Below are 26,139 nucleotides of genomic sequence, written 5' to 3' on the forward strand. Positions count from 1 at the left end.
TCAGTGTATTCGAGTGGCCCACTTGTGTTTGGGTGAATGCCTAAAATAAGGAGGAATGTAAAAAATGGGCCTGTATCCGTCTGATTGGGCTAAATGTCCACCTCATGCACATGCTTATAAAGCGCGAACGGATGTAACAGAAGAACATTATCATTTAATAGAAGGTATTTCTCAGCCTGTGAATGGAAGCAGTACCGACAGACATACTCATTATTACCGGGGGATCACGTCATTTGAAAGAGGGCATTTTCATAGATATTATGGCGTCACTGGACCTGCTATCCCAAGAGTGGACGGGACGCACTACCATGAAATTGAGGAAGTCACGTTTTCTGCCTATACCGACTCTGTCCCGATTCCATACGGGGGAGTCGTTTACAGTCCAGATGAAGAAAGGCCAACGCATAAGCACCGTTTAAAAGGAAAGACATATGAAGTGGTCGGGAATGAACCACTTGGCTGGTGACAAGGAGTATATAGGAGAGAAAGAGAAGTTATGCTATACTGTAGGCAGTTTGTAAAAGAGAGTGATGTTATGAAAAAACAACCAGTGATTGTATTAGTAGGTCCGACGGCTGTCGGAAAAACAAAGCTGAGCATTGATATAGCGAAAGCATTTAATGGAGAAATTATCAGCGGGGATTCCATGCAGATCTATAAAGGGATGGATATTGGAACAGCGAAAATCACCCCTGAAGAAATGAATGGCGTACCGCACCATTTAATCGATATTAAACAACCGGATGAATCGTTTTCTACAGCTGAATTTCAGCAGCTTGTCCGCTTAAAAATCAAAGAGATTGCTGCGAGAGGGAAAACGCCCATGATTGTTGGTGGAACTGGGCTATATATTCAGTCTGTTTTATATGATTACACGTTTACTGATGAGAAAAGTGATCCTGCTTTTAGAGAAGAGATGACGCTGTTTGAACAGCAGCATGGACCGATCAAGCTGTATGAAAAGCTAAAAGAAGCCGATCCTGACGCTGCAAAAGCGATTCATCCGAATAACGTCCGCCGCGTGATCAGGGCGCTTGAAATCATCCATACAACAGGTCAGAAAATGTCTGATATGAAAAACGGGCATCAAGAAGTTCCTCTTTATGACACTGCCTTCATTGGGCTGAAAATGGACCGAGAGCTTTTGTACGAGCGCATTCATCAAAGAATTGATATGATGTTAGATGAAGGCTTAATTGAAGAAGTGAGCGCACTTTATCAATCTGGTTTGAAAGATTGTCAGTCTGTTCAAGCGATTGGTTATAAAGAGTTGTATGCCTATTTTCAAGGCGATTGCTCACTTGATGAAGCCATCCAGCAATTAAAACAAAATTCCCGCAGATATGCGAAGCGTCAGTTTACGTGGTTCCGTAATAAAATGGATGTCACCTGGTTTGATATGACACCACCTTGCCACTTTTCGGACAAAAAAGAGGAAATTTTCGCATATATAGCAGGAAAGCTTGGACTTAAAGCGAAACTGTAGTTATCAGAATCAAGGAGGACGAAACATGAAACCGATTAATATTCAGGACCAATTTTTGAATCAGATCCGCAAAGACAATACATTTGTCACAGTATTTTTACTGAATGGCTTTCAGCTTCGCGGTCAAGTAAAGGGATTTGACAATTTCACGGTGCTGCTTGAGACAGAAGGGAAGCAGCAGCTTATTTATAAACATGCGATTTCAACATTTGCTCCTCAAAAAAATGTAAATCTTGAATTAGAATAAACACCCGTTTTCACCAATAGCCCCATGCAGCTGCGAATAAACCGGCCGAAACCCGCTACGTTTTTTGTCAGTGCAGAGGGGCTATTTTGTATGCCATGAAACTTTTCTGTCCAAGTTGCGTATAAATCCTTATTGCACATTTAAAAGGTGAGGGGATTTATATGGAAAATGCAGAGCTTGAATTGAGAAGGATTCGAGTGATCCTTCTTTTGATTGGAATCGTTGTCTTATTTGGATCATGCGCCATCTCGAACATCGAAACGAGACAAGAAAGTTGGTATAACCATTCTGGTGAGCATGATGGGAGCCATGTTGATGGTCTTTTACCATCATCTGTTGCGCTAAAAAATAATCACATTGCTGTTGTGAAAGATGATGAAGTACATGTATACCGGTTTGATGAAAAAGAAGGAGAGCTGACGCTCATTACGACAAAGTACATAGATGAATGGGATGAAGATGATGGTGATAGTGAAGACTTTGATGAAGAGTAAGCACGTAAATTTACAAATGAATGTGAAGTCGCTACACTATAAACATGCATCAGACATCTAGACAGAAAAGGATGAGTTCATGACACACAAAATTAAAATTAATCATTGGGAACAAACTTGTGAAGATGACTCCTGTTTCGAATATGGAACAAGCGTTTCTGTAAACGGGAAAGAGTTAGTAAGAGAAGCCTCGATCGTCTCTGCGCTTGAAGCGGTGCTCAAAGAATTAGGTGTTGAAGTGGAAATAACAGAAGTGTCAGAAGATTTACAGTGCGATGCCTACAAAAAATAAAACAAAAAGTCTAGTCTACTAAGCGATTTTTTTTCGTGTTATGATAGATTTCGGTTTCAGTTGAATAGGGAGTAGGGCAGTCTATTTTTAGAACCTGCTCTGCTCTATTTATTTGAACGTACGAGTTCGGCTATGAATGTTCGGCCGGGTTGGTTGATTTTTTTCGTTTCGAGTATCTATATGTTGTGTTTTGAAAAAACATAGTATACTATATATAGTGAATAACGAAATGATCAACAATACTAAAAACTAGGTCGTGATGGAATTGATTCAAATCGTATTTGATTCAAAAACAGGAAATGTTCAACGCTTTTTGGACAAGACCCCTTTTACAGACAAACGAAAATTGACTGGAGAAGAGTTTTTGGATACGCCGTTTATTCTCGTCACCTTTACGACAGGATTTGGACAAGTCCCTGGTACCACTCAGTCATTTTTAGAGAAAAATGCGCACCTTTTACTAGGTGTAGCGGTGAGTGGGAACAAAGTGTGGGGAGATAACTTTGCCAAAAGCGCCGATACGATTTCTAAACAATATCAAGTTCCTATTTTGCACACCTTTGAACTAAGCGGAACAAAAAGGGATGTTGAATTGTTTACACAGGAGGTAGAAAGAATTGTCACAAAATCAGGTTCCAAAGTGGATACAATTAAATAACGAGATTATGATTCAAAAAGAAGGAAAGTTTCAGTTCGACAAGGACAAAGAAGCTGTACATAGTTATTTCGTAGATTATATTAATCAAAACACGGTCTTCTTTCATAATCTAGAAGAGAAGATTGATTACTTAATAGAAAACGACTACTATGAGGAAGAATTTTTAAGACAATACAGCATGTCAGATATTAAAGAAGTATTTGAAGCTGCATATGCCAAGAAATTTAGATTCCCATCATTTATGAGTGCGTTTAAGTTTTACAATGACTATGCACTGAAAACAAATGACAAAAAGAAAATCCTTGAACGCTATGAAGACCGCATTTCAGTTGTGGCTCTTTTCTTTGCGGGTGGAGACAAAAAGAAAGCACTTGAGTTTGTGGAACTGATGATCAACCAAGAGTATCAGCCAAGTACACCAACATTCTTAAACGCAGGCCGTAAAAGACGTGGTGAGCTGGTGAGCTGCTTCTTGCTTGAAGTGAATGACTCATTAAACGATATCTCAAGAGCCATTGATATTTCCATGCAGCTGTCTAAATTAGGCGGCGGCGTCAGCTTGAACCTTTCAAAGCTTCGTGCGAAAGGTGAAGCAATCAAAGATGTTGAAAATGCGACCAAAGGTGTCGTAGGCGTCATGAAACTTCTTGATAATGCATTCCGATATGCAGATCAAATGGGACAAAGACAAGGTTCAGGCAGTGCGTACCTGAATATTTTCCACAGAGATATTAATGATTTCTTAGATACGAAAAAAATCTCTGCGGATGAAGATGTTCGTGTGAAAACACTTTCGATCGGTGTCGTCATCCCAGATAAATTTATCGAGCTTGCTAGAGAAGATAAAACAGCTTACACATTCTATCCTCATACAGTTTATAAAGCTTATGGACAGCATCTTGATGAGATGGATATGGAAGAAATGTATGACGAGCTTGTAGAAAACCCGAAAGTCAAAAAAGAAAAAGTCAATCCGAGAAAACTTCTTGAAAAATTAGCTGTTCTGCGCTCAGAATCAGGCTATCCATATATCATGTTCCAAGATAATGTGAATAGAGAGCACGCTCTGAACCATATTTCACGTGTGAAATTCTCAAACCTTTGCTCAGAAGTACTTCAAGCTTCAGAAGTCTCTTCTTACACGGACTATGATCAAGATGATGAGATCGGACTTGATATTTCTTGTAACCTTGGTTCTTTAAATATCATGAACGTGATGAAAAACAAATCCATTGAAAAAACAGTCAAGCTTGCAACGGACTCACTTACACTTGTGTCTGAAACAACAGATATCCGCAATGCACCAGCTGTTAGAAAAGCGAACAAAGCGATGAAGTCGATTGGACTTGGTGCGATGAACCTTCACGGGTATTTAGCTCAAAACCAAATCGCTTATGAAAGTGAAGAAGCAAGAGATTTCGCTAATACGTTCTTTATGATGGTGAACTATTACTCCATTAAGCGTTCAAGTGAGCTTGCAAAAGAAAAAGGGGAAACATTCCACCGTTATGAGGGCTCTGGTTATGCAACAGGAGAGTACTTCAATAAATACGTAGAAAATGATTTCACTCCAAAAACAGAAAAAGCAGCTGCGCTATTTGAAGGCATGCACATTCCAACAAAAGAAGATTGGGCAGCACTCAAAGATTTTGTAGCGGAAAATGGCATGTACCATAGCTATCGATTATGTATTGCGCCAACAGGTTCTATTTCGTATGTTCAATCGGCAACAGCGTCTGTGATGCCAATTATGGAACGTATCGAAGAAAGAACATACGGAAACAGCAAAACGTATTATCCAATGCCAGGACTTTCAGCACAAAACTGGTTCTTCTATAAAGAAGCATACGATATGGACATGTTTAAAGTGGTCGATATGATCGCAACCATTCAGCAGCACGTCGATCAAGGAATCAGCTTTACATTATTCCTAAAAGATACGATGACAACGCGTGACTTAAATCGCATCGATCTTTATGCACACCATAAAGGCATTAAGACACTTTATTATGCAAGAACGAAGGATACAGGGCAGGAAGGCTGTCTTTCTTGTGTTGTTTGATTAAAGGAGAGTTTAACGTGACAAAAATTTATGATGCAGCCAACTGGTCAAAACACGAAGACGATTTTACACAAATGTTTTACAACCAAAACGTCAAGCAATTCTGGCTTCCAGAGGAGATTTCCTTAAACGGGGATCTCTTAACGTGGAAATATTTAGGTGAAAAAGAGCAGGATACGTACATGAAGGTACTGGCTGGACTGACGTTACTTGATACAGAACAAGGAAATACAGGAATGCCGATAGTAGCTGAACATGTGGACGGTCATCAGCGTAAAGCCGTGTTAAACTTTATGGCCATGATGGAAAATGCCGTGCATGCAAAATCATACTCAAATATCTTCATGACACTTGCACCGACTGAAACGATTAGTGAAGTATTTGAATGGGTCAAGAAAAATAAATTCTTGCAAAAGAAAGCAGATATGATTGTAGGTCTGTACCGTTCCATTCAAAAGGATGACCCGATTTCCTTATTTAAAGCAATGGTTGCTTCAGTGTATTTAGAAAGCTTCCTATTCTATAGCGGCTTTTATTACCCGCTATATTTCTACGGTCAAGGAAAGCTCATGCAAAGTGGTGAAATCATTAACTTGATTTTGCGCGATGAAGCGATTCACGGTGTGTATGTTGGATTGTTAGCACAAGAAATTTACAACAAACAAACACCTGACGTGCAAAAAGAGCTTTATGATTTCTCTATCGATCTGCTTAATGAGCTTTATGAAAATGAACTTCATTACACTGAGGATATTTATGACCAAGTCAATTTATCGCATGATGTGAAAAAATTCATTCGTTACAATGCCAATAAAGCGTTAATGAACCTTGGATTTGCCCCTTACTTTGAAGAAGAAGAGATCAACCCAATTGTATTGAACGGACTCAATACAAAAACAAAGTCACATGACTTCTTCTCAATGAAAGGGAACGGCTACAAAAAGGCAACAGTTGAGCCGTTAAAAGATGACGATTTCTTCTTTGGAGATGAATCATAATTAAAACGCAAAAGTCAAAACGCATCACTCGTTTTGGCTTTTTGCCATTTCTAACAATGTGTTACATACTGGAGGTTACCGAACATGGGAAAAATGGACGAAATGATTTTAGTTGCACCGCGCGCACGCGTGTTCCAAAACGAAACACTTGCGTTTAATGGTGTGAATAGTGAAGAGAAGACAATCAGCACCATTATGAAAGAAATCGAAGAGCACTTCGAGCAGATGCGAAGAGGCGATGCAGAAGAAAATCCTGACTTCAAACAGCCGATACCTTATGTCGTGATTAAGCGTGAGGACGAAGTGTATGTATATGAAAGACTTCAAGGCGGGGGAGAGACGCGCTTACATCATAAGTTATCTCTTGGCTTTGGGGGTCATATGAATTTCATTGAAGGAAAAAATTTTGCTGAGATTCTAAAAGAAAATACCGATCGTGAACTGGACGAGGAACTTTCGATTCAAGAAGAAGACAAACTTGAGATGAAAACCCTTGGACTCATTAATGATGATGACAACAGTGTCGGCCGTGTGCACATCGGACTGTTATCAGCCCTTGAATTATCGCCGGGTGCTCATGTAGAAGTAAAAGAAACAGATCAAATCTCAGGCAAATGGATGAAAGTAACAGATTTGAAAAAGCCTGAGTATTTCGATCGTCTTGAAACATGGTCTCAATTTGTCGTGAACATTTTAGCATAATTGGATAGACAACAAACCGGCTCTAAAGATGACTTGAGCCGGTTTGTTTTTTAGATTATTGAAAAACGAATGCGTCGTGACCGGCCTGCCTTAATCGAGCGACGAGGTCATCTGCATTTTGCTTTGAACGGAAAGCGCCAGCTTGGACTCGGTACATGCCGCTATCCAGTACGACCAGCGCTTCAAATCCTTTGGATTTGAGTGTAGCTGCTAGTTCATCCGCATTGGCTTTGACCTTGAAAGCCCCGGCCTGCACTTTATATAGGTTACTTGCTTTTTTTTTCAATTGAAGGGCTTTTTCTAATCCAGTAGCATGAGCACGAGCGATCCCTTGAAGGAAAGAAGCGTTACGGAGCTTATTTGCATCAGCTACCGTATCAATGAAACCGTTTTCAGTTAAAATGGCAGACATAGAAGTTTCCCGCAGAACGTGGAAGTTCGCCGTTTTCTTGCCGCGGTCGGCAAAATCAACGGAGCGGACAATCTCATCATGAAGGGCATTGCGATACGTGGTGGTTGGTGCTGAAACGCCAGGGTACACATAACTTTCAAAACCTGTGCCTCCGCCAGCATTAATATGAATAGACACGAAATAGTCAGCTCCCCAGCTGTTTGCCGCATTCGTACGCTGGGATAACGTGACGGATTGGTCAATTGAACGACTTAAGCGGACGGAAACCCCATCATATTCACTAATCAACATATCTCTCAGAAAAAGCGCAATTTGCAGTGTGATATTTTTCTCCAAAAGTCCATTAGCAGCAGCTCCAGAATCTGTTCCTCCGTGGCCAGGATCAATAAAAATTTTCACCATCTATTCATCACCTCGTCTTTATTTTATGAGGAAATAGAAAAATTGCCTGTACAAAATGCGGAAATCATCGAGACTCTTTTCTGCACAATTTGTGATGAAAAAGCGCCATTTTTCTAAGAAAAAACAAATTGTTGGTTTGTCCGCCCGAAATGGATGAATACAATGGAAATAGCACATCATTTCCTGGGAAACCGCACAATCCCCTACAATAACCGGTATCTCGGGTCATTTTGACAGTAAACCGATGCTAGTGCGGGCGATTGTCACGATTACAGCTCCACCCGAATAGAGTAAAGAGAGAAGAGCGAGAGGTGAATACGTTGGAGCGAGCTGTCACATATAAAAATAACGGCCAAATCAACATTATACTTAATGGACAGAAGCAAGTATTGGTTGATGCAGATTCAGAGGCAGAATACCTAGAGGCCTTGCAAAAAAATGAGGCCAAACACAGCATCTTACGAGAAATAGAACGAGAAATGAACAGCCTTGTCGGAATGGATGAAATGAAACGAAACATAAAAGAAATTTATGCTTGGATTTTTGTGAATCAAAAAAGACAAGAACAAGGATTAAAGGTAGGAAAACAAGCGCTTCATATGATGTTTAAAGGAAATCCTGGCACAGGGAAAACAACGGTTGCACGGCTTGTCGGGAAGCTTTTCTTTGAAATGAATGTTCTTTCAAAAGGGCACTTAATTGAAGCGGAACGAGGAGATCTGGTTGGAGAGTACATTGGACATACAGCTCAAAAAACAAGAGATTTGATTAAAAAATCACTAGGCGGTATTTTGTTCATTGATGAAGCCTATTCTCTTGCCCGCGGAGGAGAGAAAGATTTTGGGAAAGAAGCCATTGATACCCTTGTAAAACATATGGAGGATAAGCAGCATGAATTCATTCTCATCTTAGCTGGATACTCCAAGGAAATGGATCATTTTCTTTCTCTAAATCCTGGTCTGCAATCGAGATTTCCGATCAATATCAACTTCCCTGATTATACGGTCGATCAGCTGATGGATATTGCAAAACGAATGATGGCCGATCGGGAATATGTCTTTACCCAAGAGGCAGAATGGAAACTGCGAGACTATTTAATGCACATCAAGAGCACAACGAGTCCTGCTAAATTCAGCAACGGCCGTTTTGTGCGAAACACCATTGAAAAAGCGATTCGAACTCAGGCGATGAGGCTGCTTCTTGTGGATCATTATGATAAAAAAGACTTACTTACGATTAAAAGCCATGATCTGCAAATGAAAGAGGATACGCCTTCTTGAAATGGCGTATCCTTTTTGTAAAGAGACAAGAAATTAAACCTTCCGAATGGTGGTATACGTGTGGTGTGTTTGGTATGATGGTACTACTGAAACTTAAGTACAGAAAGGAAACAACTGACGTTGAATGAACATGAAATGATCGAAAAAGCGATCCTTGTCGGCTGTCAACTGCCGCATATAACGGATGAACGCTTTCAATATTCTATGGAAGAATTAGCTTCCTTAACCAAAACAGCTGGCGGTGAAGCTGTCAGCATCATGACGCAAAAAAGAAATAGACAAGACAGCGCGACTTACATCGGGAAAGGGAAAGTGGAAGAGCTTGAAGTGCTTTGCGACGAGTTAGACTGTGACGTTATTATTTTTAACGACGAGCTTTCGCCTAGCCAGTTAAAAGCTTTGGCGACTGCCTTAGATGTGAAAATTATTGACCGTACGCAATTGATTCTAGACATCTTTGCCAAAAGAGCCCGTACAAGAGAGGGGAAGCTGCAAATAGAGCTTGCCCAGCTTCAGTATGCCTTGCCGAGACTGAGCGGACAAGGGATCAGCCTTTCAAGACAAGGCGGCGGAATTGGCGCAAGAGGTCCAGGTGAAACAAAACTTGAAACAGACAGACGTCATATTCGAAACCGCATACACGAAATTCACGGACAACTGTCTGCAGTCAAAGAACATCGCACGAGATACCGGGAACGACGGAAGAAAAATGGCGTATTCCAAATCGCTATTGTCGGGTACACAAATGCCGGGAAATCAACATTGTTTAACCAGTTAACAGAAGCGGATAGCCATGAAGAAGATTTGCTGTTTGCCACACTTGACCCAATGACGCGTAAAATGACACTTGAATCTGGCTACAGTGTACTGATTTCCGATACAGTTGGTTTTATTCAAGACCTTCCAACCACACTGATTGCAGCATTTCGTTCCACTCTTGAAGAAGTAAAAGAAGCAGACTATTTGCTTCATGTGATCGATTCTTCGAATGAGGATTATGAAGGGCATGAACGAACGGTTCATAAGCTTTTAGAAGAATTAGAAGCTGACCGTATTCCGATGCTGACTGTCTATAACAAAAAAGACCAAATCCGGCCGGATTTTATCCCTTCCTCAAAGCAGCGCCACATTTTAATCAGTGCTAGGCGCGAGGAAGATGTGAAGCGGTTAAAAGCGGATATCATGGCTGAACTGAAAAAAGATTTTTTAAAGCCATATCATGTAAGAATTCCGGCATATGAAGGGAAACTCATATCTGCCTTGAAGTCAGAAACCTTGGTGGAATCACTGGAATTTCAAAAGGAAGCAGAGCTTTATGACATCACTGGATTTAGTGGTGAGGAGCAAACCATATTAGGACAAATCAAGAAGTATATGTTGTAGGAAAGGAATTAAATCACGATGTTTCACACTTTAAAACATGGCACCATTTTAGAAAAAATAGCAGCAGAAGCAGAACAAGACATTTCACAAATACATCAGCAAATTGATCGAAAGAGCGAACAAAATGAGTGGCGGGTTCTTGAAAGCTACCGGAAACATAAAGTCAGTGACTCTCATTTTAACCCGACAACTGGTTATGGCTACGATGATATGGGAAGAGACACGTTAGAAAAGATCTATGCGGATGTATTTGGAGGGGAAAGCGCTCTTGTACGCCCGCAGATCATTTCTGGAACACATGCCATTTCCATCGCCTTATTTGGTGTGCTAAGACCTGGTGATGAATTAATCTACATGACGGGGAAACCTTACGATACCCTAGAAGAGATTGTTGGGATTCGCGGCAAAGAAGGGACAGGCTCATTAAAAGATTTTCAGATCGATTACAAAGCCATTGATTTGCGTCAAGATGGATCTGTCGATTTCGACAAAGTCAAAGAATCTATTTCCCAAAAAACAAAAGTCATCGGGATTCAGCGTTCTAAAGGCTATGCGTCAAGACCATCCTTTACAATAGAAGAAATTGAACAAATGATTTCATTTGTGAAAGACATCAATGAGGACATCATTGTATTTGTTGACAACTGTTATGGTGAATTTACTGAATTACAAGAGCCGTGTCATGTGGGTGCAGACCTTATGGCAGGTTCGCTCATTAAAAACCCAGGCGGCGGCCTTGCCAAAACGGGCGGCTACATTATTGGAAAAGAAAAATGGGTAGAAGCTTGTTCTTATCGAATGACATCTCCAGGCATCGGCAGTGAAGCGGGTGCATCGCTGTATGCGCTCCAGGAAATGTATCAAGGATTTTTCTTAGCACCGCATGTTGTTGCACAAAGTTTAAAAGGTGCCGTGTTTACAGCGCGTTTTCTTGAAAAACTCGGGTTCCAAACAAACCCGTCGTGGAATGCGAAAAGAACCGACTTGATTCAATCTGTAGAATTTGGAGACCCTAAAAAAATGATTGCATTTTGTCAGGCCATTCAATATGCATCACCGATTAACAGTCATGTCACACCTCATGCGAGCTATATGCCTGGATACGAGGACGATGTGATTATGGCAGCGGGCACATTTGTCCAAGGAGCCAGCATTGAATTATCAGCTGATGGTCCAATTAGACCGCCTTACACAGCCTATGTTCAGGGTGGTCTCACGTACGCCCATGTGAAAAATGCCATTTGCAGTGCTGTAGATGCCTTACTAGAGCAAGGTTTTATTGATGTGCCTGCTCGATAAAAAAATCCATGTTAATATTCCTGACATTTCGTTGACACATAATATAACATGACATATAATAAATTTAAGCAAAGAGGAGGAGACAGTTGAGATGAGTGATAACATTCGCCGCTCAATGCCTTTATTCCCAATTGGGATTGTCATGCAGCTAACAGAATTATCTGCAAGACAAATTCGCTATTATGAGGAAAATGGTTTAGTATTTCCAGCTAGAAGTGATGGGAATCGCCGATTATTTTCTTTCCATGATGTTGATAAATTACTAGAAATCAAAAACCTCATCGAACAAGGTGTAAACATGGCAGGAATCAAAAAACTTTTTGCCAAAGCTGAGGCAGAAAATCCATCGTCTGAAACAAAGACAGAGGAGAAAACCACAGCGAAGCACAACTTGACAGATGATGAACTCAGGAAGCTACTGAAGAAGGAACTCATTCAGGCTGGACGTTTCCAACAAGGAACGACCTTTAGGCAGGGGGATATGTCAAGGTTCTTCCGTTAACCAATTAGCAAAAGCATTGCTATACACATTTTACCTTTTGTAGGGGAGGAGTTTTACGAAATGGCAAAGTACACAAGAGAAGATATCGTAAAATTAGTAAATGAGGAAAACGTAAAGTACATCCGTCTGCAATTTACAGACATTCTCGGAACAATTAAAAATGTTGAGATTCCTGTGAGCCAGTTAGAAAAAGCTCTCGATAACAAATGTATGTTTGATGGTTCATCTATTGAAGGGTTTGTACGTATTGAAGAATCAGATATGTACCTATATCCAGATCTAAACACGTTTGTTATTTTCCCTTGGACAGCAGAAAAAGGTAAAGTTGCACGCTTTATTTGTGACATTTATAAGCCAGACGGAACACCATTTGATGGAGACCCTCGTAACAACTTAAAGCGTATCTTAAAGGAAATGGAAGAACTAGGATTTAGTGATTTCAACCTTGGACCTGAGCCAGAATTCTTCTTATTTAAATTAGACGAAAAAGGCGAGCCAACGCTCGAACTAAACGATAAAGGTGGATACTTTGACCTTGCACCAACAGATTTAGGTGAAAACTGCCGCCGTGACATCGTGCTTGAGCTTGAAGAAATGGGCTTTGAAATTGAAGCTTCTCACCACGAAGTAGCACCTGGTCAGCATGAAATTGATTTCAAATATGCAGGCGCAATCCGTTCTTGTGATGACATTCAAACGTTCAAGCTTGTTGTGAAAACAATCGCTAGAAAGCACGGTCTTCATGCGACATTCATGCCAAAACCATTGTTCGGTGTAAACGGATCTGGTATGCACTGTAACCTATCATTATTTAAAAATGGTAAAAACGCATTCTTTGATGAGAAAGCAGACTTACAATTAAGCGAGACGGCTAGACACTTTATCGCAGGTATTGTGAAGCACGCAACAAGCTTCACAGCGGTCACAAACCCGACGGTGAACTCTTACAAACGTCTTGTTCCTGGCTATGAAGCACCTTGCTACGTAGCATGGAGTGCACAAAACCGCAGCCCATTGATTCGTATTCCAGCATCACGCGGCATTAGCACACGTGTAGAAGTACGCAGTGTAGACCCATCTGCAAACCCATACCTTGCACTAAGCGTATTACTTGCAGCAGGTCTAGACGGAATCAAAAACAAACTAGACGCACCAGCGCCAATCGACAGAAACATCTATGTCATGGACAAAGAAGAGCGCCTTGAAAACGGCATCGCTGACTTACCTGCAACACTTGCAGAAGCACTTGAGCTGCTCAAGTCAAACGAAGTCATGATCAACGCACTAGGCGATCACTTATTCGAGCACTTCATCGAATCAAAAGAAATCGAATGGGATATGTTTAGAACCCAAGTACACCCATGGGAACGCGATCAGTATATGTCTCAGTATTAATAAAGAAAACCCCTTGGAGCCATTGGCTTCAGGGGGTTTTTATTTAATTAGTTGGTTTTGTGATATTTTCATGCATATTTCACTTTTAATAATCGAAAGAGCCACTTCTTATGCAGAAGTGGCTCTATGTTATTTATGACTAAAATAACTCAAGGTACTATTAATAATTAAGGTGATCACAGATGCAATCAGTAAAGATATACTGATTGCACCCAGTCCTAAACCTTCCCACTTTCCTACGAAAAAACTTATTAATAATAAGATAATACTGATGAGAATGAGAATCGATGGTATTCCATACTGTAAAGGTGCATTCTTTCTTTTAAAGATCAAAGAAACACCCAATATAACAATCGTAAGGATAACTGTTAGCAGCCAAAATGATGACATTTATTGACCTTCCTTCTTTTAAAAATATATGAAATTATTTTATTTCCTCATCCATTACTTTCTTATACTTTTCAAATTCAGAATCTTTCATTTCACCGTTCATTTGTAATAAAAAGTTTCCTTTTGAATAGGTGTGAGAGAAGAACATAGATCCAGCATTGCCTAACTCATCATAATAAGATTTCGCCTGCTGTAAATCAGTTTCATTTCCGAATTTAAAAATCCTTCCACCAGCATTTTCACCTAAGGAAGGAATAAGAATTCTTTTTCCTTCTTCTCTTATATTTCCAAACTCTTTTTGTTTAAGATCAGATGGTTTTTCTGCTTCAAGCCCAGCACTTTTAAAAGCTTCAATAATATTGGCTGTCGTGAGCTGTTTTTCATTTGATGCTGTGCTACTGCAAGCTGTTAGCATCATTAAACAAATAAAAATGAATATAGATAATTTCTTCATATTGGATCCTCCTGATTTTTAGGTGCAAAGGAAATTTTACATGAAGTACCTTCTTTTTACTATCGTTTCGACAAAAATAGACATTGCGAATGACTAAGTAACAAATATTCTTCTTTTATTTTGACTAAATTGTCAAATATACTCATCAAGATGGTATACTTATGTGCATATTTTACTAGGAGGCATCACCTTGAAATTATTTTGGGAAATAGACGAGGAAGGTTACTATACGTTAAAAAAGATCAACGAAGCAGAAATAGCTAAAGCTGAAAAGAAACTTGGAATCACTTTGCCAGATACATATAAAAAGCTCATATTAGAACAGAATGGTGGTTATACCATTCATAATGCTTTTCCAACCACTCACTCTAATTCATGGGCTGAGGATCATATTCAATTTAATCACCTGCTGGGAATTGCTGAAGATGAAGGAATTATGGATAGTGCCTATTTGATAAAAGAGTGGGAGCTGCCAGAAGGGCTTGTTTTGATCAACGGGGATGGCCATACTTGGGTAGCGATGGATTATCGAAAAACGAAAGAGAATCCTGCAATTCATTATTTTGATGTTGAGATGGAAGAAGACTTTAAGTTAGCAGATTCCTTTGATGAATTCATTGAGGGGCTTTATACAGCTAAGTACAGTGTTGATGAGGAAGCAGCAGAGGGTGAATACGAAGAAGAAGAGGAGGAATATATAACTAAAGCAGAACTTGAAGCGATCTTAGAGAAAGAAGCAGCTAATCCAGCCGATATTCATCAAATTACTAAATATCCGTTACAAGATTTAGAAGAAGTAGAGTGGTTCTTTAAAAGAATAAAAAGTTACATTGAATCTGTTAAAGATGAAGACGTTCTTTTTGAAGTAGCTAGAAGCATTGAAACAATCCTTATATTAAGAGTATATACAATGCCAAGTAACGATATTATAAAAAAGACATTATTTGAAATTGTAGACATTTTTGAAAAAACTAAAATTCCTCAGATAACTGTAACAGCTGGAAATTTCGCTGTTAATATTGATTTTTTAGATTAAGGCAAAATTAGAGCATGTAGAGTATACTGTATAGGTTGAATTTTCAAAGAGTGAATGAGAACGGATGTTTAATTATCTGTTTTGATTTCATTATAATATAATTTAGATTGACCCCTTCATGAACCTGGCTGAAACTCAGTCAGGTCTTTTTATATCAATTTCAAAACAATATTTTGTGAATTTCTTTTTAAAAAATGAAGGTGGTCAATAAAAGAAATAAGTATCAAGTCCTTTCTGGCTACTCTCTCTTTTAACCAACTCTTATAATTGCATACCATTCAATTATTATCATATTTGCGGGATACCGAAAATTTCTATTATGAGCAGATTCACTTTACATATGTTGTAAAATGCGTGTTAGAATTATACTAGGGATTTGTTTAGAAGGGGGTAAAGGAATGTCAGGATTAATTGCCTCTCAGGAGGTAGGGAACATGTTAAACACTTGGAATCTTGCGATACAAAAAGGGGATTTATCGGCAGCTATAGAAATGCAAGATGACATAGACAGGGCAATTGATTTAATGGAAGAAAATCAAGATATTCTTTTGTACTATCAACTTTTGAGCTTTAGGCTTAAGCTGAAACTTCAGAATATTAGCAGAAATTTAGATAAGCCATTCTTTCAGCGGAATGCTCCAGACGAAAAAGAAGAAAAAACAAATAAACTCATGTCATATTACTTCTACTTTTATAATGGGATCTATCATGACTACTTGCAAGATTATGATAAGGCATTAAGTTACTTCAGAATAGCTGAAAAAAAGTTGGCTTATGTTGATGATGAAATAGAAAAAGCTGAATTTCATTATAAAATCGCAGTTCTATTTTATGATTTGAAAATGACCTTTTTATCAAAATATCATGCACAAATTGCGTGTGACACATTTAATGCGCATGAAACATATATCAAAAGACAGATTAACTGTAGGATGCTACATGCGTTAAACTTAATTGATCAATTTGAATATGATAAAGCAAGAGCTCTTTTTAGTGAAGCTGAGAATATGATCGAAAGTATTAATGACAATCATTTAATCATTCATCTATATTACAATATGGGTTTTCTAGAAAGCAAAAAAGAAAATTTAGAAGAAGCATCAGCACTATTTAGGCGCACGTTGAGTTATAAAGAGATCGAAAATCAAGATTTATTGAAGATGAGATGTTTATATGAACTTTCTAGAATAGAAATCTCCAGTAAAAGTAATGACGCGATTGAATGGATTGATCTAGGCATTTCTTTATCAGAACAAGTCAACCATAACGTTTTTCAAATAAAATTTAAATTGTTAAAAGAACTATTGTATGAAAAAAATCAATCTCAATTGAACAATATAAACAATCTGTGTTTAGAGCTTGAAGAGAAAAGAGTATGGGTTGATTTAGAGGAGATTCTGGTTGATGTGGCGAAATATTTAGAGGGGAGAGGCTTGCTGAAACAGTCATTAAATTACTATAAAAGAGCCTTACTCGCAAGCCAGTATGTAGGAAAAGGAGTGAATTAATTGAAGAAGTCGGTTTTTATTACATTTTCACTAGCTGTGGTAGCTCTAGGTACACTTTTCTTTACAAACGGTTTGACTCAACCTCTACATGAAGATGTCCAAACAGTTGCATCAAGAGGTAGCTCTGGAGGTTAATTGGTTAAAAAACGATAAAGTGGATTAAAGTGTCAGGCTCCTTATGGTATTCTGGTAAAAGAATATGCCATAAAGGAGTCTTTTTTATATGAAAATATTAGATGCTCCATTTGCTTTGATGGCAGCGTATAGAGATTCTAAAAAAATAAATGAATTTATTTGCTTTTTGAAGAGGGAAATTTCAGTGTCCGTTAGAGGAACTCTGGGTATTACCCAATTTCACTGTATATATTTATGCGAGAGCTGTATAAAGCATGGGATTCTGAAAAACCGAAAAAAATTTATGAAGAAAGAGAAGAAAACAATTTGAGGTAAAAACAAATATAGTACATACTTTCAATTTTGTTACTTAAATCCTAAATATGGCACTGACTGTAGAATGTTAAGACTGATTGTTTTATAATTTCACGGTAACATAACTTTCTCTGGATTGTAATTAAAAGTATAAAACGTAAGTGAATGTATATCGGGGGATTTGGATGATAAAAAAAGAAGTTTTTCAAATAGTTTTGTTTACAGTCCTTTTGGCAATTTTTCTTTATCAAGGTGTACAAAGAGATTTTCCTTTTGAATATCTGATTACATTAGTTACATGCTATGTTGCAGTGATAGTTTATAGAATTATAAAAGTAATGAAATATAAAAAGAAGCAAAGTACCGTTAAGTAGTTTGAGCTATTTTTGTTTGCGGTGTCCGCAATCACTATTGGGATCAGACGTTTGAGGTCATGGCTCTTTGGCATGTTGACATTAAGAATTATATAATGAACTAAAATTTAACTTCAGAGGTGCTTTTGAATGTCTATTCAAGTGGATGATGATGATGTTTTAGAGATGTGTAATATATATGCTCAAGAAACTCATCACAGAGAAGCATTGATTTTAGGAAACAGGAAGGGTCTATTGGAATTAAAAAATGCGATAGATCAGGCTTTAAAAACTGGTAGTGCTGTTGCAAATTTATACCCATCTGATTTTGAAGGGTATGAAACTTGTATTGCTCTAGTGGATGATGAAAAGCAGTTTGAGAAATTAATTACTCCTTATGTAGAGGAATATACACAAGATGATGATGCGATTGATCCAATTGATATTATTAAAGACTACGATTCCAAAAAAGAAAAACCCTTATAATAGGGTTTTTCTTTTTTTAGTGGAGTATAGTTTCACCTTTTTTAGCTTTGTGTTTACTTGGAGTAAGGGATGGAGAAAGTTCTTTCTTTACATGTAGGTGTGAAAATAAATGAATGGTAAACAGAATATTACAGGGTGGCATTACAACCCCAAGTGATTTGAGATGCAAAACACTAATAAGTGTCTTAATGATTGCTATCATAATTTGATGAAGTTGTGATGGAGTTTGAACGTGAAAGTAATCTATTTGAGTACTGTCTACCGAAGTGTAGACTATAAGAGCAACTTTGCTAAATCATTTTTGAAAGGTCTTAAAAAATATGATATCGTTGAGAAAAAATTGTTGGGGGGATGTATATGAAAAGCACATTATACATGTTGTTAGGAGCCATCATTTTAACATATTTTACTTTGATTTTACCTTTTTCAAAAATATACAATAGTGGACTGTTTGAAGTATTGTCTTTTTGGTTCATTCTAATCTTTGTATTTTCTTATAATAATAAAAACCATACTTGAGATATTTACTGGTTTTTCTTTATATGGTAGTGTGTGGGCGGAGGTGTTTGGGATGAAAATCAGGTTCATACTCATTTTACTAGCTTTCGTATTCTCATTGACAATATTTGGGGGTATTTCAAGTGCAAAAAGTAAGGAAACTAAAAATAATACAAGCCAAGAACATTCAGTCAAACTTGAAGTTGTCAAGTCTACTACATATTATAATTCACTAGATGGAGAACGAATTGAATATAATTCTGAGAATGAAAAGCGGATTGCAAAAACAAAATTAGAGGACATAAAGAAGTATAAAAAGCTCACAGGAAAAAGTATTTCATACGAAGATGTAGGGTTGAAAGATAATGGTGATTTAGGAGAATCTGATAAAATACATACCTTATCATCTTTACCGCCAACCGATCCGGCAACAAATAGCAAACTGCTTATTTCTCAACAAGTTTTTTATAAAGGTACATCTGGAACTAATTATAAATATCAATATCATTCTTATGCCGAATGGTTTAAAAAGCCTGTTAACCATAAGAAAGATGCGTTTGCAGTAGCTTGGGATACATCTGCAGTCCCTTTATCAGGTACTTTTGAGGGGTATTGGCAGCAACAAAAGGCCGTTGCCGACGGTAAAGGTGGCCTCACACATGTAACAGAAGATAAACAACTATCAGCTGATACAGACTCATACAAAAATTATGGTCATGGAGTTATTCTTTCACCTGGCTATGGAGATACTCAATTTATAACAATGGATAGAGATGTACTCGTTCCAACGTCTAAAAAAGGAGATCCTGCAAATATTATCACAAAATATCATCACACTTATGCAACAATAAATGGTATTTCCATTAGTGTTGGCCCAGCTTCAATAAGTTTTAGCGATAGTTGGGGAGATGATTTAGTTACAGAATATAGCTTTGTATATGGAGATAGATAAGAGAAGAGTGAAGCCCTATTGGTTAAAAAACGATAAAGTGGATTAAAGTGTCAGACTCCTTATGGTATTCTAGTAAAAGAATATGCCATAAAGGAGTCTTTTTTATATGAAAATATTAGATGCTCCATCTTTACTATCAGCTGTAGAACAGAGATCAAAGGCCTATCATGAGCTTCAAGAAGAAATGAAAATTGTGAAAAAAGCATTAAAAAGTGTGTCGGGATTAGGTGATGAATTTACTGGAAAAGGTGCAGACAATATCAAATCTTTTTATGAGGATCTTGCGCTGTACACAGACACTTATCTTGATTTTATCGATATGAAGAAAGCTTTTTTAGATGGAGTGAAAGGAAAGCTGGATGATGAATCATTAGGCGGGAGTACATTTATTGATGAGCACTTCCTAGATGCTCAATTGAAGCAAGGCATTCAGAACAATAAAGATATGGTCAAAGAACAAAAAGAGACACTTTCCACTATTTTTGACGATATCAGTGATTTAATTGAATTACATACATTTTCAAGTAAAGAGGTCAATGAACATTTAGACGATGCGAACAAAAAAAGAAAAGAGACCATTGAAGTTTTACATCAAATAGACAATGATTTAAAAACGGAATACGCAAAGTCAGAAGCGGTTGAGAACCACCTCAACACTTTTTATGCAAAGATGATGGCTGCTACTGGAAAAGGAAAGAATGCTCAGCCAATGTATTATGATGCAAAAGCATTTCATAAGACAGACGTGTACAAGGACCATGATCAGATTGATGCTCAAGTGAAAGCCTATTTAAAGGTGAAAAAAGATGAAAAAGAAAAACGAAGAATCAAAGAACTGAAAGAAAAGCTCAATGATCCTTCGTGTCTATCAGAAGCGAAGTACTTTGAGATTGTAGATGAGATCGGTTATGAGAATCTCACATATGATCAAAAAATGTATTACAGCCAGCTTCTCCAAATCAAAGCACAGGAAGAAGCATCGGAGGTATTCGTTGATAGTGTAAAAGGTGCTGCAGTGGGTCTATATGATGTAGCAAAAGATACAGTAGTTGGTATCTACGATCTTGTGACAGATCCTGGAGGTGCCGTTGAATCGGTCGTAACGGCTGTTTCTCATCCAATTGAAACGTCGAAAGCGATTGGAAAATCGATTTCAGACTCATTCCAAAAAGAAGTCATAAATGGTGACGCGTATTCGCGGTCACACTGGTTCGCCTATGCGACTGGTTCACTTGCAGAAATTGTCTTTGGTTCTAAAGGTGCAGGAGCCATCACAAAAACAGGGACAACAGCTGCCAAAACAACAGTGAAGAAAGGGCTTGAACAAGGGGCAAAATCATTAGATAGAGTCTCTATTCCGAATCTATTGCCATATTCACCAAAGTTTCAACTAGCAGGTGGAGGGAAACTCCCTTATAACGTGTTTGACGGAGAAAATCTCAAAAATAAACTCCTCTCCATGGCAAAGCGTCTAGACAACAACTCAGGATACGGAATCTCTAAGACAGGCAGAAGATTACCAGCACCCAAATCACCACCGACCGTTGTCAGTTACGGAGATCATTATGTGAGATGGAAACGTAAAAAAGTGCTAAAGCCTAATGTTGTCTATTCAACCAAACAAGGTTACACCTACACAACAGATCACTATGGTCGCATTGTCAAAGTCGAAGCAAGTGATTTAAAATATGGAGAGATGAAAAGAAACCAATATGCTCAATCCAATTCAGGAAAGCCGGATCGATTACTGGATGATGATGGAGGGCATTTAATTGCATCTATTTTTAAAGGGTCTGGGGATATTGATAATCTGGTGCCGATGAATTCGCAGATTAATCGTAGTGGCGGGAAATGGTATGAGATGGAACAGAAATGGAGAAAAGCATTAGCATCAGATCCCCCAAAGCGTGTAGAAGTTATAATTGAGCCGAAATATTTAAATGATTCAATTAGACCCTCTGAGTTTGGTGTGTTTTATAGCATAGAAGGAAAAGATAAGTATCTAATTATTGAAAATAAAATCGGAGGGTGAATAATATGGAAAACATAACAATAGATTCTATCTATCAAAAAATAGCTGAACTTCTTCATGATAACATTCCAGTTGAATGGGAAGAAATACGAATGTATACGGAAGTGGTCAAACACGAAGCAGAAATAACTTTTTACTTTAGAAAAAAGGGGGATAAGGAGTTTATTTACGGGCACAATATACCTAAATTATTTAATATCAGTAGATCAATATATATGGATTTTTTAGTTGAATTAACACGATTATTTAGACAGTTAAAAACATTATATGAAAAAAATAATTATGGTTCATGGACTAATCTCACGCTTGAGATGGAGCATTCAGGTAAATTCTCGATTGAATATGGGTATGAGGATATTTTCTCATTAGGTATTGATGGTGATCAAAGAATAGCCGTTTGGGAATACGAAACGTTCGGATTTCTACCTGAAGATGAGGAAGATAAAGAAGCTGTGCTAAATTATTTGAAAAATAAAGAAGAAAATAGCAAATAGCAAATGACCCTCCAAATGAATGAAGGAGGGTTTTTGTAATATTTGTTTCATAAGAATTTCTCATTTTACTTATTTAAACCGATAAACCGTCACTTCACAATCGCTAAGGACCTCTTCTATCATCTCTCGAACAATCGTCCAATCTCCGCCTGCCAAGCCGCAGCCGATCCCATAAGGAATGGCGATAGAATGAAGGGGGTTCTCTTCATTTGGATTTGTCACTGTCTGTTTTAGATGTTCAAAGCAGCTGCGTAATGCGTCGTCATCTGTTTGTTTTGTTTTTCTTCCGTATCCAACTTGAGCGAATAAGTTGGCAATGGTTTTTCCATCGTTTGTTGTGATGAGCTGGACGGAGCTTAATAAATCATCTCCTTGTTCTGCACATAAACGTTTATAGTCTTTATACACATTTGGGTATTTGCTTTTGATTTGCTTTGCTAATCCTGCTCCCATGACACCCTTACAGTTCACTTGGTGACAGATGATATCTTCTTCTGCGTCTAAGATATTGCCTTCTACCGTTTTGATCATTTCAAGTCATCCCTTTTCAATAAAATGCAAACTTATGTTCTATTATATCAGTTTTGATGACATTATTTCATTACAAAAAGCGCTTGGAGTTTAAAAAATGGATACGTCCATGCGATCAAATGATCAAGAACAGTCCATGACATCTAAAATAGTGAAAGATAAAGAAGAAATAGTAAGGAGACCCTTATGGATAAAATAGAAACAAAACGGTTAATTCTTAGACCATTTCGCGATGAAGATGCACCTGGAATGCTTGCATACTTATCTCATCCAAGAGTAAATTGTTTTCTGGATGATCAAATCTCTACATTAGAAGAAGCGGTCGCTAAGGTGCAAAAAAGAAAAGCAGATCACTCTTATATGGCGATTTGTTTAAAAGAAAGTCAGTTGATTATCGGTGAACTGTTTCATTTAAAAGATAAGCCTGACACGTATTCAATTGGCTGGAATTTTCATGCGTTATATGAAGGGAAGGGATATGCCCGTGAAAGTGCAGAAGCTCTCTTGTCATATCTATTTGTCAATCAAGGAGCAAGGCGCTTATATGCATATGTAGAAGATGACAATGATCGATCTCAAACATTATGTGAGCGTTTAGGCATGAGGAAAGAAGGCCTCTTTCTTGAGTTTGTTTCATTTACTACAAATGAGGATGGCACCCCTAAATATGACAACACCTATCAATATGCTTTGCTGAAAAAAGAATGGGAGCAGTTTCATTCTAAATAGTGCTTTGTTTCTTTGTATCCGGATGACAACGAAGTGACAAAAATGTGAGATGATCCCTTTATTTTGTTCGCTCGATCGATGTCACGGTCTTCTTTTTTCATTTATCCTTTTCCTAAACGAAGCAAAAGGAATGAAATGAGATGCAGGAGTTTAATGAACGGGTATTTCGGTCGATTAATCAACTTAGTATGAATCACGATGTCTTAAATCCAGTTCTTATTGGATTGGCTGAATATTCAGTGATGTTCATTGCGATCATGTTTTTGATCATGTGGTTTCAAAATCGGAGCAGAAGAAACAGATGGATGATGATATCTGCTGGGTTGACCTTTATCTTGGCAGAGATGTTAGGGAAAGTCGCTGGGCTCTTTTATTCCAATCAGCAGCCCTTTGCAGAATTGAATCATGTTAATCTTTTAATCGAAAAGGAAGTGAACAACTCTTTTCCTAGTGATCACACCATTTTTATTTTTTCCATTTGTATGGTCTTTTGGCTTTTCCACAAGCGTCGTATTTATTGGCTTTTCATTGCCTGCGCTGTAGGATTTTCAAGGATTTGGGTAGGTGTTCATTATCCATTTGATGTGTTGGCTGGTGCTATGATCGCCTGTTTAACGGCGGTAACCGTTGTTTATTTGCCGCTATTCCAAAAGGGCGTTAGCCTGCTGCTGTCGTGCTATGAATGGGTGGAGCAGAAATGGACAGGAGAGAGAACCAAATAATATGTAAGTCCATGAAAAAACACCCCAATCTGTTATGAAATCAGATCGGGGTGTTTATTATTTTCGCCAAAATGTGGAACAATCTGCTTTGTCTTCAATGTTAAATTCGATGATTTTTTTTAGCAGAGGATAGTCAATCGGTAAGCTTTCCTTCATCCGAAACATCTTTTTTCCATGGTCATAACCAGCTTGTACAATATCTGCTGAAAAGTGATCAATCCCTTTTCCTTCTGGTGCGACAGAAATGTGGTGTTTTGCGACGCTAAATCCAATAATAAATGTGCCATGATCTGTGAACATGGGCTGATTCCAAGCAATTCTTGGCTCTAATTGAGGGAATGTGTCTGATATCCATTGTAAGATGTCTTGCATGCGCTGTTTCAGCTCTGGATGACTGATGTTACTTACATATTCTTTAAAAACCTGCATTGTTTTCATCCTCCATATTCATCAAGCCTCAGACGGGATTCGAACCCGCACTCCTTTCGTAAGCATAGGCTAGGGGGCAACACGCTTCCCTACGGAATTTCACCGACAGGAGTTTCACCTGTCTCAGCTCATTTGCTTTTCGGTGCTTCTGAAACCCTTGCCTTGCGACCCGCCAGCTACAATTGTTTTACGGCGCTCTTCCCTTCTAGAGCTACTGAGGCACGGAAAGTTCTTGTTCATATTATATAGAGAAACTTGAAAAATGAAAAGCTATGCTCATCATCTAATCCAATCGCACAAAATAGTCAAAGGCACATATGATAAAAGACCATATAGTTATGTATACAGCATGGAATTGGGCTGATTGTAAGTGACAAACCTGTTGATGAGTAAACTAAAAGAGATAAACAATCAAACAAAATTAGAAGGCTTTACTCACAAACGTTCGATGAGTTCTCCCTTTTTGCTCACCATGGAAGATGGGGAACCTTTTTACTCATGGGTGTTTTTTGAAAGAAGTGTGTTTAAGACTTGCTATTTTTCTTTGAGCTCTATCAATGAAAAGCAGAATTGTGTGGTGTTGGAACTTCTTGTACCGTGCTGCAATAGATCAACATGCTGTCAAAAAGTTTTGTATCGATCCAGTTCGAAAATTCTTGTAGATCTTTCTTTTTTATGTGGAATCATTGAAGTAGGGCTTCCTGTATATGATGCGCTTATTTTAAAAAACATAGAATCTCACCACATCTTTCTTTGTTTTTCCACAACGCCCAGTTCGGTGGAAGTATGGCGGAATGGAACAAAATTTCTCAATACGGCAACTGTTGTGTTGCATCATCAAGATCATCAGGATGTACCAGTCGCAATTAGGATTCACACTGGTACATTTTGTTATGATCTTCTTGTCCAAAAAGGAGAAAGTCGTGCGATTACTGTGAAAGATGTGAAATTTATCTTGAAATCTCCATCAACTGAAAATGTGCAAGCACGATTAGACATGCAAATCAACATGGTGCAAAGAAGAAAAATAAAGCTTTGAAGCTGTGATAATCGCACAATCATCCAATATCAATGGATCATAGTCTATCAAGACTAGGTTGAAGGAGGGTTAAAATGGCTATTTTAGGCGGATGTAGTAATGAACAAGCGGGCTTTGTAAATGATGCAGTATGCTTCACACTTGATTTAGCAGCAGCAGCTGATGCAGTTGTCGTCTGGACAGATGGAACACCTTATGTCATAAACGGAACCATCATGGTGGAAAATAATGGGATTGTGGCTGTAGCACCTACTGTGGCTTTAGAGGTAAACGGTACAGCTGTTCCTGATTTCACGGTACCTCCAGGAGAGAGTCGATCCATTACGCTCAGTGATCTGAACTCGATTGGGATTTTAGCTACTGGTGGAACCTCGACTGGAAGTATTGTCGTTTCGTTTTCTCTCAATTATCAGTATTAGTGTGTATGTCTTGAAGATTCCACAGT

At 38.1% G+C, this 26,139-nt stretch carries 31 protein-coding genes; 26 read left to right on the forward strand and 5 right to left on the reverse strand.

What is annotated here, in order from left to right; translation table 11 throughout:
- Nucleotides 1–64 precede the first annotated feature (64 nt).
- The 9 genes from M2369_RS11865 to M2369_RS11905 all read left to right on the forward strand — a co-directional run bounded on the left by M2369_RS11865 (nucleotide 65) and on the right by M2369_RS11905 (nucleotide 6,939).
- The gene (locus tag M2369_RS11865) at nucleotides 65–466 is read left to right on the forward strand and encodes a YmaF family protein (protein WP_007499437.1); all 402 of its coding nucleotides are present in this window, start codon (nucleotides 65–67) and stop codon (nucleotides 464–466) included.
- Between the two features lie 69 nt (nucleotides 467–535).
- Complete coding sequence (miaA, locus tag M2369_RS11870) at nucleotides 536–1,486, forward strand: tRNA (adenosine(37)-N6)-dimethylallyltransferase MiaA (RefSeq protein ID WP_259254324.1); 951 nt, start codon at nucleotides 536–538, stop codon at nucleotides 1,484–1,486.
- A gap of 25 nt (nucleotides 1,487–1,511) precedes the next feature.
- Complete coding sequence (gene hfq, locus M2369_RS11875) at nucleotides 1,512–1,733, forward strand: RNA chaperone Hfq (RefSeq protein WP_003211269.1); 222 nt, start codon at nucleotides 1,512–1,514, stop codon at nucleotides 1,731–1,733.
- Between the two features lie 161 nt (nucleotides 1,734–1,894).
- Nucleotides 1,895–2,227: a YmzC family protein gene (locus tag M2369_RS11880; RefSeq protein WP_096881442.1), complete on the forward strand. Its 333-nt coding sequence runs from the start codon at nucleotides 1,895–1,897 to the stop codon at nucleotides 2,225–2,227.
- A 79-nt stretch (nucleotides 2,228–2,306) separates the two neighbouring features.
- The gene (locus M2369_RS11885; protein ID WP_003212415.1) at nucleotides 2,307–2,519 is read left to right on the forward strand and encodes a hypothetical protein; all 213 of its coding nucleotides are present in this window, start codon (nucleotides 2,307–2,309) and stop codon (nucleotides 2,517–2,519) included.
- 265 nt (nucleotides 2,520–2,784) lie between these two features.
- Nucleotides 2,785–3,177, forward strand: coding sequence for a class Ib ribonucleoside-diphosphate reductase assembly flavoprotein NrdI (gene nrdI / locus M2369_RS11890; RefSeq protein WP_017359034.1), 393 nt, complete (start codon nucleotides 2,785–2,787; stop codon nucleotides 3,175–3,177).
- Entirely contained in the window at nucleotides 3,137–5,239 is a 2,103-nt protein-coding gene (gene nrdE, locus M2369_RS11895; protein WP_017359033.1) for a class 1b ribonucleoside-diphosphate reductase subunit alpha, read from the forward strand. Before nrdI ends, nrdE begins: the two co-directional genes overlap by 41 nt.
- Before the next feature lie 17 nt (nucleotides 5,240–5,256).
- Nucleotides 5,257–6,237 carry a class 1b ribonucleoside-diphosphate reductase subunit beta gene (gene nrdF / locus M2369_RS11900; RefSeq protein WP_024720404.1) on the forward strand — a complete coding sequence of 327 codons (981 nt, stop codon included), beginning with the start codon at nucleotides 5,257–5,259 and terminating at the stop codon, nucleotides 6,235–6,237.
- A gap of 84 nt (nucleotides 6,238–6,321) precedes the next feature.
- The gene (locus M2369_RS11905; protein WP_058213759.1) at nucleotides 6,322–6,939 is read left to right on the forward strand and encodes a hypothetical protein; all 618 of its coding nucleotides are present in this window, start codon (nucleotides 6,322–6,324) and stop codon (nucleotides 6,937–6,939) included.
- A 55-nt stretch (nucleotides 6,940–6,994) separates the two neighbouring features.
- Here the strand turns inward: M2369_RS11905 and M2369_RS11910 are convergent, their stop codons facing one another.
- Complete coding sequence (locus M2369_RS11910; protein WP_259254325.1) at nucleotides 6,995–7,753, reverse strand: N-acetylmuramoyl-L-alanine amidase; 759 nt, start codon at nucleotides 7,751–7,753, stop codon at nucleotides 6,995–6,997.
- A 320-nt stretch (nucleotides 7,754–8,073) separates the two neighbouring features.
- Between M2369_RS11910 and spoVK the strand changes: the two genes are divergently transcribed.
- From spoVK to glnA, 5 genes are all read left to right on the forward strand, one after another.
- Complete coding sequence (spoVK, locus tag M2369_RS11915; protein ID WP_008344008.1) at nucleotides 8,074–9,033, forward strand: stage V sporulation protein K; 960 nt, start codon at nucleotides 8,074–8,076, stop codon at nucleotides 9,031–9,033.
- Nucleotides 9,034–9,153: 120 nt separating this feature from the next.
- Entirely contained in the window at nucleotides 9,154–10,416 is a 1,263-nt protein-coding gene (gene hflX, locus M2369_RS11920; RefSeq protein WP_017359031.1) for a GTPase HflX, read from the forward strand.
- An 18-nt stretch (nucleotides 10,417–10,434) separates the two neighbouring features.
- Nucleotides 10,435–11,715 carry a methionine gamma-lyase family protein gene (locus M2369_RS11925; RefSeq protein ID WP_259254327.1) on the forward strand — a complete coding sequence of 427 codons (1,281 nt, stop codon included), beginning with the start codon at nucleotides 10,435–10,437 and terminating at the stop codon, nucleotides 11,713–11,715.
- Nucleotides 11,716–11,806: 91 nt separating this feature from the next.
- Nucleotides 11,807–12,217 (forward strand): MerR family transcriptional regulator, encoded by a 411-nt coding sequence (locus M2369_RS11930; protein WP_007499423.1) that lies wholly within the window; start codon nucleotides 11,807–11,809, stop codon nucleotides 12,215–12,217.
- Between the two features lie 60 nt (nucleotides 12,218–12,277).
- The gene (gene glnA / locus M2369_RS11935) at nucleotides 12,278–13,612 is read left to right on the forward strand and encodes a type I glutamate--ammonia ligase (protein ID WP_007499421.1); all 1,335 of its coding nucleotides are present in this window, start codon (nucleotides 12,278–12,280) and stop codon (nucleotides 13,610–13,612) included.
- 129 nt (nucleotides 13,613–13,741) lie between these two features.
- Here glnA and M2369_RS11940 read toward each other — a convergent pair whose 3' ends face one another.
- Entirely contained in the window at nucleotides 13,742–14,002 is a 261-nt protein-coding gene (locus tag M2369_RS11940; protein WP_024720407.1) for a YesK family protein, read from the reverse strand.
- A 34-nt stretch (nucleotides 14,003–14,036) separates the two neighbouring features.
- Nucleotides 14,037–14,456, reverse strand: coding sequence for a stress protein (locus tag M2369_RS11945; RefSeq protein WP_159159677.1), 420 nt, complete (start codon nucleotides 14,454–14,456; stop codon nucleotides 14,037–14,039).
- Nucleotides 14,457–14,646: 190 nt separating this feature from the next.
- Here M2369_RS11945 and M2369_RS11950 point away from each other — a divergent pair, with 190 nt between their 5' ends.
- From M2369_RS11950 to M2369_RS11985, 8 genes are all read left to right on the forward strand, one after another.
- Complete coding sequence (locus M2369_RS11950; RefSeq protein ID WP_259254328.1) at nucleotides 14,647–15,492, forward strand: SMI1/KNR4 family protein; 846 nt, start codon at nucleotides 14,647–14,649, stop codon at nucleotides 15,490–15,492.
- Between the two features lie 398 nt (nucleotides 15,493–15,890).
- Nucleotides 15,891–17,000 carry a response regulator aspartate phosphatase gene (locus M2369_RS11955; protein WP_039166523.1) on the forward strand — a complete coding sequence of 370 codons (1,110 nt, stop codon included), beginning with the start codon at nucleotides 15,891–15,893 and terminating at the stop codon, nucleotides 16,998–17,000.
- A complete protein-coding gene (locus tag M2369_RS11960) occupies nucleotides 17,001–17,135 on the forward strand; it encodes a hypothetical protein (protein ID WP_259254329.1) in 135 nt (44 codons plus the stop codon).
- A gap of 88 nt (nucleotides 17,136–17,223) precedes the next feature.
- A complete protein-coding gene (locus M2369_RS11965; RefSeq protein WP_259254330.1) occupies nucleotides 17,224–17,445 on the forward strand; it encodes a hypothetical protein in 222 nt (73 codons plus the stop codon).
- 487 nt (nucleotides 17,446–17,932) lie between these two features.
- The gene (locus M2369_RS11970; RefSeq protein ID WP_056704783.1) at nucleotides 17,933–18,268 is read left to right on the forward strand and encodes a hypothetical protein; all 336 of its coding nucleotides are present in this window, start codon (nucleotides 17,933–17,935) and stop codon (nucleotides 18,266–18,268) included.
- Between the two features lie 571 nt (nucleotides 18,269–18,839).
- A complete protein-coding gene (locus M2369_RS11975; RefSeq protein ID WP_259254331.1) occupies nucleotides 18,840–19,718 on the forward strand; it encodes a hypothetical protein in 879 nt (292 codons plus the stop codon).
- Between the two features lie 106 nt (nucleotides 19,719–19,824).
- Entirely contained in the window at nucleotides 19,825–21,750 is a 1,926-nt protein-coding gene (locus tag M2369_RS11980; RefSeq protein ID WP_259254332.1) for a T7SS effector LXG polymorphic toxin, read from the forward strand.
- 5 nt (nucleotides 21,751–21,755) lie between these two features.
- The gene (locus M2369_RS11985; RefSeq protein ID WP_259254333.1) at nucleotides 21,756–22,244 is read left to right on the forward strand and encodes an antitoxin YezG family protein; all 489 of its coding nucleotides are present in this window, start codon (nucleotides 21,756–21,758) and stop codon (nucleotides 22,242–22,244) included.
- A gap of 69 nt (nucleotides 22,245–22,313) precedes the next feature.
- On the opposite strand, the gene M2369_RS11990 is transcribed toward M2369_RS11985, so the two are convergent.
- The gene (locus tag M2369_RS11990) at nucleotides 22,314–22,775 is read right to left on the reverse strand and encodes a macro domain-containing protein (RefSeq protein WP_259254334.1); all 462 of its coding nucleotides are present in this window, start codon (nucleotides 22,773–22,775) and stop codon (nucleotides 22,314–22,316) included.
- 186 nt (nucleotides 22,776–22,961) lie between these two features.
- On the opposite strand from M2369_RS11990, the gene M2369_RS11995 reads away from it, so the two are divergent.
- Together M2369_RS11995 and M2369_RS12000 are read left to right on the forward strand one after the other, a co-directional pair.
- A complete protein-coding gene (locus M2369_RS11995; protein WP_046526678.1) occupies nucleotides 22,962–23,504 on the forward strand; it encodes a GNAT family N-acetyltransferase in 543 nt (180 codons plus the stop codon).
- A 140-nt stretch (nucleotides 23,505–23,644) separates the two neighbouring features.
- Nucleotides 23,645–24,226, forward strand: coding sequence for an undecaprenyl-diphosphatase (locus tag M2369_RS12000; protein WP_259254335.1), 582 nt, complete (start codon nucleotides 23,645–23,647; stop codon nucleotides 24,224–24,226).
- Between the two features lie 57 nt (nucleotides 24,227–24,283).
- Here the strand turns inward: M2369_RS12000 and M2369_RS12005 are convergent, their stop codons facing one another.
- The gene (locus M2369_RS12005; protein WP_024720418.1) at nucleotides 24,284–24,655 is read right to left on the reverse strand and encodes an iron chaperone; all 372 of its coding nucleotides are present in this window, start codon (nucleotides 24,653–24,655) and stop codon (nucleotides 24,284–24,286) included.
- A 385-nt stretch (nucleotides 24,656–25,040) separates the two neighbouring features.
- Here M2369_RS12005 and M2369_RS12010 point away from each other — a divergent pair, with 385 nt between their 5' ends.
- The gene (locus M2369_RS12010) at nucleotides 25,041–25,694 is read left to right on the forward strand and encodes a CotZ-related putative spore coat protein (RefSeq protein WP_096881450.1); all 654 of its coding nucleotides are present in this window, start codon (nucleotides 25,041–25,043) and stop codon (nucleotides 25,692–25,694) included.
- A 74-nt stretch (nucleotides 25,695–25,768) separates the two neighbouring features.
- The gene (locus M2369_RS12015) at nucleotides 25,769–26,113 is read left to right on the forward strand and encodes a DUF3992 domain-containing protein (protein WP_008343952.1); all 345 of its coding nucleotides are present in this window, start codon (nucleotides 25,769–25,771) and stop codon (nucleotides 26,111–26,113) included.
- Nucleotides 26,114–26,139 lie beyond the last annotated feature (26 nt).

It is taken from the genome of Bacillus sp. JUb11, from assembly GCF_024807925.1.
In the GTDB taxonomy this organism is placed as follows: Bacteria; Bacillota; Bacilli; order Bacillales; family Bacillaceae; genus Bacillus; species Bacillus altitudinis.